The organism is Bordetella genomosp. 9 (assembly GCF_002261425.1).
GTDB lineage: Bacteria > Pseudomonadota > Gammaproteobacteria > Burkholderiales > Burkholderiaceae_B > Bordetella_C.
In genome coordinates this window covers 2,994,841-3,007,498 of the sequence record NZ_NEVJ01000003.1, presented here as the reverse complement: position 1 = coordinate 3,007,498, position 12,658 = coordinate 2,994,841, and the positions used below count along the sequence as shown (strand labels likewise).

Genomic DNA, 12,658 nt, shown 5'->3' with positions numbered 1-12,658 from the left:
CTCCCCACGGCGGACGCCATCATGCAAACCGACTATGCCGAACTCGTCCGGCGCACCATACGCGGCGTGCCCGACTGGCCCCGGCCAGGAGTGGTTTTCCGCGACATCACGCCGGTGCTGCAGGATCCGCGCACCTTCCGTGTCCTGATCGATCTTTTCGTCTACCGCTATATGCGGCAGCGGCTGGACCTGGTGGCCGGCGTCGACGCGCGCGGCTTCATCATAGGCAGCGTGCTGGCCTATGAGCTCAATCTGGGCTTCGTCCCGGTACGCAAGCAGGGCAAGCTGCCGTACCGCACAGTGGCGGAATCCTATTCGATGGAATATGCCAACGCGACAGTGGAAATGCACGCGGACGCGGTGCGTCCAGGCCAGCGCGTGCTGCTCGTCGACGACCTGATCGCCACCGGCGGCACCATGATCGCCGCCATCAAGCTGTTGCAGCGCCTGGGCGCCAACGTGGTCGAAGCGGCCACCATCATCGACCTGCCTTTCCTGCACGGCGCGGCGGCGGTGGCCGAGACCGGCACGCCGCTGTACTCCGTTTGCCGGTTCGAGAACGAAGCCGACTAAGTGAGCGTCAAGACGGCCCTGCGGGTCATCGAAATCATCGAAGTCTATGCGCGCGAAAAGCGTCCGCTGGCGCTTTCGGAACTGGCGCGCCTGCTGCAGGTGCCGGTTTCCAGCTGCCTGGCGCTGATCCGCACATTGGCCGAGCTCGGCTATCTGTACGAGGTCGGCCGCCGCAACGGCTACTACCCGACCAGCCGGCTGCTGGCGATGGCGCAGCAGATCGCCCGCAACGATCCGGTGCGCGACCGCGTCTATCCCAGCCTGCTGGAATTGCGCGAGGCCACGCAGGAAACCGTGGTGTTCGCCAAGCTCACGCCGGAGCACCGCGTCGTCTACCTGGAAGTCCTGGATTCGCCGCACACCATCCGCTACGCACCGGTGGCCGGGGAATTCCGCGAGTTGCATGCCAATTCGCTGGGCAAGGCGCTGCTGTCCACGCTGCCGCCCGCCAAGCAGCTGGAGCTGCTGCGGCGCGGACCGCTGACCCGCTACAACGACAGGACGCTGGTGGAGCCGGAAGCGGTCATCGCTGAAATCGCCGCGTCGCGCCAGCGCGGCTGGTTTCGCAACCTGGGTGAATCGCTGGCGGAGGTCGGCGCCATCGCCTGGCCGCTGTCGCTGGGCGGCGAACACTATGCCATTTCCGTGGGCGCGCCGGTGTATCGCATCGAGCCCAACCAGGATGCGTATGCGCGCATCCTGCGCGCCGCCTGCGCGGCGCTGGAACAGAACGCGATCTGAATCAGTAGGACTTCGGCAGCCCCAGCACCTTTTCGGCGATGAAGCACAGGATCAACTGCGGGCTGACCGGCGCGATGCGCGGGATATAGCTTTCGCGCAGCAGGCGTTCGACGTGATATTCCTTGGCGTAGCCCATCCCGCCCAACGTCAGTATCGCCGTCTGGCAGGCGTTGTGGCCCGCTTCCGCGGCCAGGTATTTGGCCGAGTTGGCGTACGGCGCGCAGGGCTGTCCGGCGTCATACAGCGACGCGGCCTTGAACACCATCAGGTCGGCGGCCTCCAGCTGCATCCAGGCTTGCGCCAGCGGGTGCTGCACGCCCTGGTTCTGGCCGATGGGCCGGCCGAATACCGTCCGTTCGTTGGCATACCGCACCGCGCGCGACAAGGCGGCGCGGCCGATGCCGATCGCCTCGGCCGCGATGAGGATGCGTTCGGGATTCAAGCCATGCAGGATGTATTCGAAGCCACGGCCTTCCTCGCCGATCCGGTCGGCCACGGGAATGCGCAGCCCGTCGATGAACAGCATGTTGGAATCGACCGCCTTGCGGCCCATCTTGTCGATCTCGCGCACTTCCACGCGCTCGCGATCCAGGTCGGTGTAGAACAGCGACAGGCCTTGCGTGGGCTTCGCCACGTCCGACAAAGGCGTGGTGCGAGCCAGCAGCAGCATCTTGTGGGCGACCTGCGCGGTGGAAATCCAGATCTTGCGGCCGTGCACCACGTAGTGATCGCCTTCGCGCACGGCACGCGTTTTCAGGCGCGTGGTGTCCAGGCCGGCGTCGGGTTCCGTGACCGCGAAACAGGCCTTGTGGCGGCCGGCGATCAGGTCCGGCAGCCAGCGCGCGCGCTGGGCGTCGTCGCCGAACACGACGACCGGGTTCAGGCCGAAGATGTTCATGTGGACGGCCGACGCGCCGGCGAAACCCGCGCCCGACGCGGCGATCGTCTGCATCATCAGCGCGGCTTCGGTCATGCCCAGTCCGGCGCCGCCGTGCTCGGGCGGCATGGCGATGCCCAGCCAGCCGTCGCGCGCCAGGTAGGCATGGAAATCGTGCGGAAAGCCGCCTTCGCGGTCGCGCTCCAGCCAATAGTCGTCGGGATAGCGCGCGCAGATCTGTTCGACCGCGTCGCGGATGGCCAGTTGTTCGGGTGTGAAGCTAAAGTCCATCAGCGTGTTCCGTCGTGGGTGGCCTGGGCGTCGAGCAAGGCCTGGATGGCCGATTCGGTGTAGCCTGCCTCGCGCAGGACTTCGAGGCTGTGTTCGCCCAGGCGGGGGGCCGCCCGGCGCAGATCCGTCGGGGTGCGGTCGAAACGGCCCAGCGGCGCGGGCGTGCGCAGCCGGCCTTCGGTGGGGTGTTCGATGGTGCGGATGAAACCCGTGGCCTGCAGGTGCGGGTCGGCGACCAGGTCTTCGATGCCGTACAGGCGCGAAGCCGGTATGTCGGCGGCCGCCAGCAGCGCCAGCCAGTCCGCCGTGTCGCGCGTCAGCATGACCTGGGCGACGTAGGCATAGACCTCGCTGATATGCGCGGCGCGCGCGGTATGGGTGGCGAAGCGCGGGTCGGCGGCCATCTCCGGCTGTCCGATCGCGTCGAAGAAATTGCGCCAGTGCTTGTCGTTGTAGATCAGCAGGCAGACGTGGCCGTCGCGCGTGGCGTAGGGCTTGCGGTGCGGCGCCAGCAATCGCGCATAGCCGGTGTCGCCCAGCGGCGGATCGAAGGTCCAGCCGCCCAGGTGGTCGCCCAGCACCATGTGCGCCATGCCTTCGAACATCGGTATTTCCACGCTTTGTCCTTGGCCGGACGCGCGCGCGTGCACCACCGCCGCCAGCAGCGCGATGGCCACGTGCAGGCCGACGGCGCGGTCCGCCAGCGTCAGCGGCGCATAGCGCGGTTCGTCCTGGCTCTGGCGGCGGAACAGGTCGGCGATGCCGGTCTGCCCCTGGATCAGGTCGTCGTACGCCGGTCGCCCCGCATAGGGGCCCGCCTCGGCGTACCCGTAGGCGCCGGCGTAGACGATGCGCGGCTGGCGCGCCGCGAAGGCGGCATGGTCCAGCCCCAGGCGGGCCATGGCCTTGGGGCGGATGTTGTAGAGCACCGCGTCGCAATCCGCCGCCAGCGCCAGGCAGGCATCGCGCGCCGCCGGCTGTTTCAGGTCCAGCACCACGGATCGCTTGTTGCGGTTCAGGTGCAGGTACAGGTGGCCCATGCCGGGGTTGCGCATGGGACCGACCGCGCGCATGGTGTCGCCCGCCGGGGATTCCACCTTGATCACGTCGGCGCCCAGGTCGGCCAGGATCTGCGTGGCGTAGGGGCCCATGACCACCGCGGTCAGGTCCAGGATGCGCACGCCCGCCAGCGGGCCGGTGCGCGCGGTTGCTTGCTGTGTCATTCCTGCTGTATCCCCGCGTCCTTGATCAGCTTGCCCCACAGCTGCAACTGCTGGGCGACGAACGCCGCGAAGTCCTCGGGCGTGCCGCTGAAGGCGTCGAAGCCCAGCCCGGCCAGTTGCTTGCGCGCCTGCGGGTCGGCGACGATCTTGTTGATGGCCGCGTTCAGCGTATGCACCACGTCGGGCGGCATGCCGGCCGGGCCGAAGTAGCCGTTCCAGGAGTTGATGTCGAAGTCGGGAACGCCGGAATCCTCCATCGACGGAATGTCGGGCACCACGCTGCTGCGCACGGCGGTGGAAACGGCCAGGGCGCGCATCTTGCCCGATTGCACGAACGGCAGTCCGGACGCCACGTCGGTGAACATCATGTCGACCTGGCCGCCCACCACGTCGGTGATGGCCTGGGGCGTGCCCTTGTAGGGGATGTGCACGATGTCGATGCCGGCGCGGCTGGCCAGGGTGGCGCCCGCCACGATGCCCGTGCTGTTGCCGCTGGCGTAGGTGAGCTTGCCGGGGTGGGCCTTGGCATAGGTCACCAGCTCGCGCACCGATTTGACGGGCAGCTTGGGGTTGACCACCAGGATGAATGGCAGGTTGCCGCCGCGTGCGATGGGTGTGAAGTCCTTCACCGGGTCGTAGGGGACGTTCTTCATCAGGTAGGGCGCGGCCGAATGGGACGTGTTGGTGGTGACGAAAAGCGTGTATCCGTCCGGCTTGGCGCGCGCGACATAGGACGCGGCGATCGTGGCGTTGCCGCCCGGCTTGTTTTCCACCACGACCTGGCCGTTCAGGATGCGGCCCAGTTCCATGGCGAAGATGCGGCCCACGGCGTCGGTGCCGGAGCCGGCGGGGAAGGGGACGACCAGGGTGATGGGCCGGTCGGGATAGGCCGCCGCGGCCTGGCCCTGGGCGAGCAGGCTGGCGCCGGCCAGGCATAGCGCGGCGGCCGCGGTGGCGAGACCGCGTCGCGCCGCCCGCGGCGCTCCGGCCGGTCGTTTCAGGGGCGGTATGGGGGACGCATTGTGCGTCGGGATGAAGGTCGGGCGTGTCATGGTGCTTGTCTCCTGGTTCTGTTTTATCTGCCGGATGGCCAGCGCGCGGGGCGTGCCGGCCGGATTCAGCGGCCACTGCAATGGCGGACGCCGTCAGCGGATGACGCGGTCCGGGTTCTCTTCGTAGGGCGGCGTATAGATCACCAGCAGCCGGGCGGGCTCGTCGCTGGTGACGGTGAACACGTGGGGAATATCGGGCGGGAAGTAGCAGCAGTCGCCCGCCTGCATATCGGCCGCCACGCCGTCCACCTCGGCGCGCGCGGTGCCGGACAACAGGTAGCAGACCTGTTCGATCCCGGGGTGGGCGTGCGGGAGCGCGCCCTTGCCTTTGTCGATCACGCCCAGGATGACCTCGACGTGGCGGGCCCCGACGTTCTGCGCGCCGATCAGGCGGCGGTTGGTGGTGCCCAGGTGGTTGGCCGGGTGGTAACCCGGGACATCGGCTTCGCGGACCAGCCAGGAGGGGGTAGAGGACGCCATCGTTGTCTCCGTTTTTTTGTATGTGAATCTATTTTCACAACCATGAAAATTGGAGTCAAGGCAAAAAAGCGCCCCTGGCCGCAAAGCGGCCTGTCCTTGGGTAGCGGAGGCGGATCAGCTGCGGTATTGCAGCCGCGGCTGGATGAAATCCAGGAAGGCGCGCGTCTTTGCCGGAACGGTGCGCGACGGCAGTAGCGCGAACAGCGGCAGGGGCGTCAGGCTCCAGTCGGGCAGGACCCGAACCAGCCCGATATTGGCGACCGCCTTTTCCATGGCATGGAAGACCGGCAGCGGCACGATGCCCATGCCGCGCGCGGCCAGCCGGCCCAGCATGCCCGCATTATTGGCGACCAGCCGCCCGAACACCGATACGCGTTCGACGCGGTTGCCGGAATGCAGCATCCAGGTCGACGCATTGCCGTCGCCGGCGGGAAAGCGCAGGCAATCGTGGTGGCTGAGGTCCGCCGGCGTCAGCGGCTGCCCGTGCCGCTCCAGATAGGCGCGCGACGCGTAGAGCTGATGTTCCATCAGCATGAGCTGGCGGGAAATCAGGCTGGAATCCGGCTGCGGACCCATCCGCAGCACCAGGTCGAAGGGGTTGCTGATCGGGTCGAGCTGGCGCTCCGTCACGTCGAATTCGCATTCGATGTCGGGATACTGATCGTTGAACTCGCGCATGACCACGGGCAGGACCAGCGCCGCCAGGCTGGGAAACATGGACACGCGCAGCCGGCCCCGCGGCAGGGCCGCCATATCCTGCAGCTGTTCGTGCGCGACCCGGGCTTCCTCGATGATGTGGCGGCAGCGCTCGAAGTACAGCGCGCCGGCTTCCGTCAGGTCGATGCGGCGGGTCGTGCGCGTCAGCAGCTGCAAGCCGATGCGGTGCTCCAGTTCGGTCACCCGCTTGGACAGCGTCGCCGACGGGATGCTTAATGCTTCGGCCGCATGGCTGAAGTTCTTGCGCTTGGCCACTTCGACGAACAAGGCGATGTCATTGAGCTGGATGTCCATCCGGCGTCTTCCGCTGCTGTTTTCGCGATTCGAGCCCAGACCAGGCGTCAGGGGCGTCCGGCGTGGCCGGGCCGCCACGGCTGGGCAGTCAGAGTATCAGTTTATATGCCGGATTTTCAGTCTCGTTCCAGCACGGATATGCCAGTTCGGCGATGAAGTCCTTGAACTGCTTTTTATCCGACGGCGGCACCTGGATGCCGACCAGGATGCGCCCATAGTCGGCGCCCTGGTTGCGATAGTGGAACAGGCTGATGTTCCAGTTGGGATTCATGGCGCTCAGGAAACGCATCAGCGCGCCGGGGCGTTCGGGAAACTCGAAGCGATACAGCAATTCGTCGTGCGCCAGCGCCGAGCGGCCGCCCACCATATGGCGCAGGTGGGTCTTGGCCATTTCGTCGTGGGTGAGGTCCAGCGTGTCGAAACCGTGGCGGCGGAAATTGTTGGCCAGTTTTTCCGGCTCGGCGGGGGACGTCACCTGCACGCCGACGAACACGTGGGCGCGCACGGCGTCGGAAATGCGGTAATTGAACTCCGTGACGCTGCGGTCGCCCACCAGTTCGCAGAACTTGCGGAAGCTGCCGCGCTGTTCCGGCATGGACACCACGAATACCGCTTCGCGCATTTCGCCGACTTCGGCGCGCTCGGCGACGAAGCGCAGGCGGTCGAAGTTCATGTTGGCGCCGCAGGCGATCGCCGCCACGGTCTTGTTCTTCCATTTGTGCTGGGCCAGGTATTGCTTGGCCCCGGCCACGGCCATGGCGCCGGCCGGCTCCAGTACGCTGCGCGTGTCCTGGAACACGTCCTTGATGGCGGCGCAGATCGCGTCCGTATCGACGACGACGAAGTCGTCGACATACTTGCGCACCAGCTTGAAGGTCTCGGCGCCCACCTGCTTGACCGCCGTGCCGTCGGAAAACAGCCCGACGTCGTTCAGCACCACGCGGCGGCCGGCGCGCACGCTGCGCAGCATGGCGTCGGAGTCCTCGGTCTGCACGCCGATGATCTTCACGTCCGGGCGCAACTGCTTGATGTAGGCGCCGACGCCGGATATCAGGCCGCCGCCACCGATGGCGACGAACACCGCATCGAGCTGGCCGGGGTGCTGGCGCAGGATTTCCATGCCCACCGTGCCCTGGCCGGCGATGACGTCAGGGTCGTCGAAGGGGTGGACGAAGGTCAGCTTCTGCTTGCGTTCCAGTTCCTGGGCGTGGGCGTAGGCGTCGGAAAAGCTTTCGCCCGCCAGCACGACTTCGCCACCCAGGCGGCGCACCGCGTCGACCTTGACGTCGGGCGTGGTGGTCGGCATGACGATGACGGCACGGCAGCCCAGCCGGCGCGCCGACAGGGCCACGCCCTGCGCATGGTTGCCGGCCGACGCGGCGATCACGCCGCGCGCCAGCGCCGCCGGCGCCATATTCGCCATCTTGTTGTACGCGCCGCGCAGCTTGAAGCTGAAGACCGGCTGCGTGTCCTCGCGCTTGAGCAGCACCGTGTTCGAAATTCGCTGGGACAGCAAAGTCGCTGGTTCCAGCGGAGACTCGACGGCGACGTCGTAGACTTTCGAAGTCAGGATGCGTTTCAGATAGTCGGTGGACATGGACTGCGGGGCGCGGGATGGAAAGCGTCGGGCAGATTACCACGGACGCCGCCCCCGGCTACACTGCGCGGGATGGAAGCTGCCCTGACGTCCGCCGTGAATTGGCTTTTGGCCACGCTGGCCTTGCCCAATGTGGGGCTGAGCGCCATTTTCATCGTGAGCCTGGTGTCCGCGACCTTGCTGCCGCTGGGTTCGGAACCGGCGGTCTTCGGCTACGTCAAGCTGATGCCCGACATGTTCTGGCCGGCCGTCCTGGTGGCCACCGCCGGCAACACCGTGGGCGGGGCGATCAGCTACGCCATGGGCTGGGGCGCCTGGCGGGCCGCTGAGCGCTGGAAGGAAAAGCATCCGCATCGCGCCCACGAGGCGCGCGCCCATGCCGGCGATGGACGCTGGCACCGCAAGGCCCAGGACTGGCTGCATCGCATGGGGCCGCCGGCCCTGCTGCTGTCCTGGGTGCCCGCGGTCGGCGATCCGCTGTGCGCGGTGGCGGGCTGGCTGCGCCTGTCCTTCTGGCCTTGCGCGATCTATATGGCCATCGGAAAATTCCTGCGCTATCTCGTCATGACGGGCGGCCTGATCTGGATGTTCCCCCACGTCTGACGCCGGCCCGTCGCGCCTTGCCCCGGCCATCTGCCGGCCATGTGCCAGCCATGTGCCCGGGCATTTTTCAGCTCTCCGTCAGCCAGGCGCCGCGTCGGCGCACTCCTGGGGTTATTTCCAGGCGGTTCCCGGCCATGGCGTAAAATATTTTTTTAAGGGCAACCCTTCGCTTCCATGAACGCCCCCCTCGCCAGCCAGCTACTGACCGCGGCGGTTCCGCCGGCACCAGGCACCCGCCTGCGTGAAATCCCCTACAACTACACATCGTTTTCCGACCGCGAAGTCGTGGGCAGGTTGTTGGGCGACGACGCCTGGCAACTGTTGACCGATCTGCGCGGGGAGCGCCGCACGGGCCGATCCGCGCGCATGCTGTACGAGGTGCTGGGCGATATCTGGGTCGTTCGCCGCAATCCCTATCTGCAGGACGACCTGCTGGACAATCCCAAGCGCCGCCGCCTGCTGATCGAGGCGCTGCATCATCGCCTGGGCGAAATCGACAGGCGCCGCGAGCCCGGCCGCATCGATTTCCAGGAAGGGCATGACCTGTACCGCGACGAAAAGGTGCTGCAGCTGATCGAACGCGCCCGCGCGGCCGTGGCCAGCTTCGAAGCCCAATTCGACGAAACCGCCCAGCTGCGCCGCCAGACGCAGAAGGTGCTGGGCCGCATCACGGGCCGCGACAACATCAAGTTCGACGGCCTGTCGCGGGTGTCCCATGTGACCGACGCCACCGACTGGCGCGTCGAGTATCCCTTCGTCGTGCTCACGCCGGACAGCGAGGACGAAATCGCCGCCCTGGTGCGCGGCTGTTTCGAGCTGGGCCTGACCATCATCCCGCGTGGGGGCGGCACCGGCTACACGGGCGGCGCCATTCCGCTGACCTGGAAGTCGGCCGTCATCAACACCGAAAAATTCGAAACGCTGGGCACGGTCGAGCTGACCGAGCTGCCCGGCGTCGCCGAACCCGTAGCCACCGTGTTCACGGGCGCCGGCGTCGTCACCAAGCGCGTGGCCGACGCCGCCGCGCAGGCCGGCTACGTGTTCGCCGTCGACCCGACGTCGGCGGAAGCGTCCTGTGTGGGCGGCAACATCGCCATGAACGCCGGCGGCAAGAAAGCCGTGCTGTGGGGCACCGCGCTGGACAACCTGGCCTGGTGGCGCATGGTGGACGCCGAAGGCAACTGGCTGGAGGTCACCCGCCTGGAGCACAACCGCGGCAAGATCCACGACGTCGACGTGGCGCGCTTCGAACTGAAGTGGTTCGACGGCCGCGGCAAGCCCGGCGAAACGCCGCTGCGTAGCGAAACCCTGGAAATCGAAGGCCGCCGTTTCCGCAAGGAAGGCCTGGGCAAGGACGTCACGGACAAATTCCTGGCGGGCCTGCCGGGCGTGCAGAAGGAAGGCTGCGACGGCCTGATCACGTCCGCGCGCTGGGTCTTGCACCGCATGCCGGCGCATACGCGCACGGTCTGCATGGAATTCTTCGGCCAGGCGCGCGACGCGATCCCGTCGATCATCGAGGTCAAGCACTACCTGGATCACGACGGCAAGCAGCGCGGCGCCATCCTGGCCGGCCTGGAACACCTGGACGAACGCTATCTGCGCGCGGTCGGCTACGCCACCAAGAGCAAGCGCGGCGTATTGCCCAAGATGGTGCTGATCGGCGACATCGTCGGCGACGACGAAGCCGCGGTCGCCACCGCCGCCAGCGAAGTCGTGCGCCTGGCGAATACCCGCCATGGCGAAGGCTTCGTGGCCGTCAGCGCGGAAGCCCGCAAGAAGTTCTGGGCCGACCGCTCGCGCACCGCCGCCATCGCGCGCCATACCAACGCCTTCAAGATCAACGAAGACGTGGTGATCCCGCTCGGCCGCATGGGCGAATACACCGACCATATCGAGCGCATCAACATCGAGCTGTCCACGCGCAACAAGCTGCGGCTGCTGGACGAACTGCAGGCTTTCCTGGACCAGCCGCTGCCGCTGGGCAAGGCGGAAGACGCCGAGGACGCCGAAATCACCCGCGCCGAAGTGCTGGCCGAACGGACGCGCCAGGCGCATGAGCTGCTCGCCGTGACGCGCGCGCGCTGGCATTACCTGCTGAACGAACTGGACAAGCCCCTGACGCAGGCGCTGCCGGATCTGCCGGGCCTGGGCATGGGCCATATGCAGTCGACGCTGGCCGACCGCATCGCCGCGCAACCCGGCGCGCGCGTGTTCGACGTCGTGCAGGATCGCACCGTGCGGGTGTCCTGGAAGACCGAAATCCTGGCGCAGCTGCAGGGCATTTTTTCCGGCTCGGCGTGCAAGAAGGTGCTGGACGAGATGTGCGCCATCCACGCGCGGGTGCTGAAGAGCCGCGTGTTCGTCGCGCTGCACATGCACGCCGGCGACGGCAACGTGCACACCAATATCCCGGTCAACTCGGACGACTACGGCATGCTGCGCGAAGCGCATGAAGCCGTGGCGCGCATCATGCAGATCGCCCGCGATCTGGATGGCGTGATTTCCGGCGAGCACGGCATCGGCCTGACCAAGTACGAGTTCCTGACGCAGGAAGAGCTGCAGCCCTTCCAGGACTACAAGCGCCGCGTCGATCCGCATGGGCGTTTCAATGCCGGCAAGCTGATGCCGGGCGCCGATCTCACGCATGCGTGGACGCCCAGCTTCAACTTGATGGGCCATGAATCGCTGATCATGCAGCAGAGCGATATCGGCGCCATCTCGTCGTCGATCAAGGATTGCCTGCGCTGCGGCAAATGCAAGCCGGTGTGCGCCACCCACGTGCCGCGCGCCAACCTGCTGTATTCGCCTCGCAACAAGATCCTGGCGACGTCGCTGCTGGTCGAAGCCTTCCTGTACGAAGAACAGACCCGCCGCGGCGTCAGCCTGAAGCACTGGGAAGAGTTCGAGGACGTGGCCGACCACTGCACCGTCTGCCACAAGTGCTACAACCCCTGTCCGGTCGACATCGATTTCGGCGACGTGTCGATGAATATGCGGGCGCTGCTGCGCCGCATGGGGCGCAAGTCCTTCAATCCCGGCACCGCGGCGGCGATGTTCTTCCTGAACGCCAAGGATCCGGCCACCATCAATGCCACGCGCAAGGCCATGGTGGGTGTCGGATACAAGGTGCAGCGCGCGGCCAACGACCTGCTGTCGGGCCTGGCCCGCAAGCAGACGCGGCATCCGCCGGCCACCGTGGGCAAGGCGCCGATGCGCGAACAGGTGGTGCACTTCATCAACAAGAAGATGCCCGGCGGGCTGCCCAAGCAGACCGCGCGCAAGCTGCTCGACATCGAGGACGCCAACTACGTTCCCATCATCCGGAACCCGCGTTCGACGTCGGCCGATACCGAGGCCGTGTTCTATTTCCCGGGCTGTGGCTCCGAACGCCTGTTCTCGCAGGTGGGCCTGGCCACCCAGGCCATGCTGTGGCATGCGGGCGTGCAGACGGTGCTGCCGCCGGGCTATCTGTGCTGCGGCTATCCCCAGCGCGGCAACGGCATGAACGACAAGGCCGAGCAGATCATCACGGACAACCGGGTGCTGTTCCACCGCGTCGCCAATACGCTGAACTACCTGGACATCAAGACGGTCGTGGTCAGCTGCGGCACCTGCTACGACCAATTGTCCGGCTACGAATTCGACAAGATATTCCCCGGCTGCCGGCTGGTGGACATCCACGAATACCTGCTGGAAAAAGGCATCAAGCTGGACGGTGTGCAGGGCGTGCGCTACATGTACCACGACCCCTGCCATACGCCGATGAAGCTGCAGGACCCGATGAAGACGGTCAAGTCGCTGGTCGGCGACGCGACCATCAAGAGCGAGCGTTGCTGCGGCGAGTCCGGCACGCTGGCCGTCACGCGGCCGGACATCTCGACGCAGGTGCGCTTCCGCAAGGAAGAAGAGTTGCGCAAGGGCAGCACGGCGGTGCGCGCCGACGGCTTCGACGGCGACGTCAAGGTGCTGACCTCGTGCCCGTCCTGCCTGCAGGGCCTGTCGCGCTACAAGGGCGATACCGCGATGGAAGCGGACTACATCGTCGTTGAAATGGCGCGCCATATCCTGGGGGCGGATTGGATGGAGAACTACGTCAAGCTGGCCAACTCGGGCGGCATCGAACGGGTCCTGGTGTAGCGCCGTCGCGAAACATCGCGGCAGGTGCCGCGATGTTTTGAATAATGACAAGGGCGCCGTTTCGTTTCCT

General features: G+C 66.6%; 10 protein-coding genes. 4 read left to right on the top strand and 6 right to left on the bottom strand.

Annotated elements, in window-relative coordinates:
* Window positions 1-21: 21 nt before the first annotated feature.
* Together CAL26_RS24685 and CAL26_RS24680 are read left to right on the top strand one after the other, a co-directional pair.
* Window positions 22-573, top strand: a complete 552-nt coding sequence (locus CAL26_RS24685; protein ID WP_094849296.1) for an adenine phosphoribosyltransferase — start codon at window positions 22-24, stop codon at window positions 571-573.
* Complete coding sequence (locus CAL26_RS24680) at window positions 574-1,314, top strand: IclR family transcriptional regulator (protein ID WP_094849295.1); 741 nt, start codon at window positions 574-576, stop codon at window positions 1,312-1,314. It abuts the gene before it with no gap.
* Between the two features lies 1 nt (window position 1,315).
* Here the strand turns inward: CAL26_RS24680 and CAL26_RS24675 are convergent, their stop codons facing one another.
* The 6 genes from CAL26_RS24675 to ilvA form a co-directional block, all read right to left on the bottom strand.
* Entirely contained in the window at window positions 1,316-2,482 is a 1,167-nt protein-coding gene (locus tag CAL26_RS24675; protein ID WP_094849294.1) for an acyl-CoA dehydrogenase family protein, read from the bottom strand.
* Window positions 2,482-3,705, bottom strand: a complete 1,224-nt coding sequence (locus CAL26_RS24670; protein ID WP_094849293.1) for a CaiB/BaiF CoA transferase family protein — start codon at window positions 3,703-3,705, stop codon at window positions 2,482-2,484. The genes CAL26_RS24675 and CAL26_RS24670 overlap by 1 nt, the downstream gene beginning before the upstream one ends.
* Complete coding sequence (locus tag CAL26_RS24665; protein WP_094850065.1) at window positions 3,702-4,757, bottom strand: Bug family tripartite tricarboxylate transporter substrate binding protein; 1,056 nt, start codon at window positions 4,755-4,757, stop codon at window positions 3,702-3,704. Before CAL26_RS24665 ends, CAL26_RS24670 begins: the two co-directional genes overlap by 4 nt.
* 93 nt (window positions 4,758-4,850) lie before the next feature.
* On the bottom strand, window positions 4,851-5,237 hold the full coding sequence (locus CAL26_RS24660; RefSeq protein ID WP_094849292.1) for a cupin domain-containing protein: 387 nt from the start codon (window positions 5,235-5,237) through the stop codon (window positions 4,851-4,853).
* 114 nt (window positions 5,238-5,351) lie between these two features.
* Window positions 5,352-6,248, bottom strand: coding sequence for a LysR family transcriptional regulator (locus CAL26_RS24655; protein ID WP_094849291.1), 897 nt, complete (start codon window positions 6,246-6,248; stop codon window positions 5,352-5,354).
* Between the two features lie 88 nt (window positions 6,249-6,336).
* On the bottom strand, window positions 6,337-7,845 hold the full coding sequence (gene ilvA / locus CAL26_RS24650) for a threonine ammonia-lyase, biosynthetic (protein WP_094849290.1): 1,509 nt from the start codon (window positions 7,843-7,845) through the stop codon (window positions 6,337-6,339).
* 72 nt (window positions 7,846-7,917) lie between these two features.
* On the opposite strand from ilvA, the gene CAL26_RS24645 reads away from it, so the two are divergent.
* Window positions 7,918-8,448, top strand: a complete 531-nt coding sequence (locus CAL26_RS24645) for a YqaA family protein (protein ID WP_094849289.1) — start codon at window positions 7,918-7,920, stop codon at window positions 8,446-8,448.
* A gap of 174 nt (window positions 8,449-8,622) precedes the next feature.
* Window positions 8,623-12,588 (top strand): DUF3683 domain-containing protein, encoded by a 3,966-nt coding sequence (locus CAL26_RS24640; protein WP_094849288.1) that lies wholly within the window; start codon window positions 8,623-8,625, stop codon window positions 12,586-12,588.
* Window positions 12,589-12,658: the final 70 nt, after the last annotated feature.

Bases quoted from the DNA above. Each gene is read 5' to 3' on its own strand.
- CAL26_RS24645 (WP_094849289.1), top strand. From the start codon at position 7,918: ATGGAAGCTGCCCTGACGTCCGCCGTGAATTGGCTTTTGGCCACGCTG.
- CAL26_RS24640 (WP_094849288.1), top strand. From the start codon at position 8,623: ATGAACGCCCCCCTCGCCAGCCAGCTACTGACCGCGGCGGTTCCGCCG.
- CAL26_RS24675 (WP_094849294.1), bottom strand. From the start codon at position 2,482: ATGGACTTTAGCTTCACACCCGAACAACTGGCCATCCGCGACGCGGTC.
- ilvA (WP_094849290.1), bottom strand. From the start codon at position 7,845: ATGTCCACCGACTATCTGAAACGCATCCTGACTTCGAAAGTCTACGAC.
- CAL26_RS24670 (WP_094849293.1), bottom strand. From the start codon at position 3,705: ATGACACAGCAAGCAACCGCGCGCACCGGCCCGCTGGCGGGCGTGCGC.
- CAL26_RS24665 (WP_094850065.1), bottom strand. From the start codon at position 4,757: ATGACACGCCCGACCTTCATCCCGACGCACAATGCGTCCCCCATACCG.
- CAL26_RS24655 (WP_094849291.1), bottom strand. From the start codon at position 6,248: ATGGACATCCAGCTCAATGACATCGCCTTGTTCGTCGAAGTGGCCAAG.
- CAL26_RS24685 (WP_094849296.1), top strand. From the start codon at position 22: ATGCAAACCGACTATGCCGAACTCGTCCGGCGCACCATACGCGGCGTG.
- CAL26_RS24660 (WP_094849292.1), bottom strand. From the start codon at position 5,237: ATGGCGTCCTCTACCCCCTCCTGGCTGGTCCGCGAAGCCGATGTCCCG.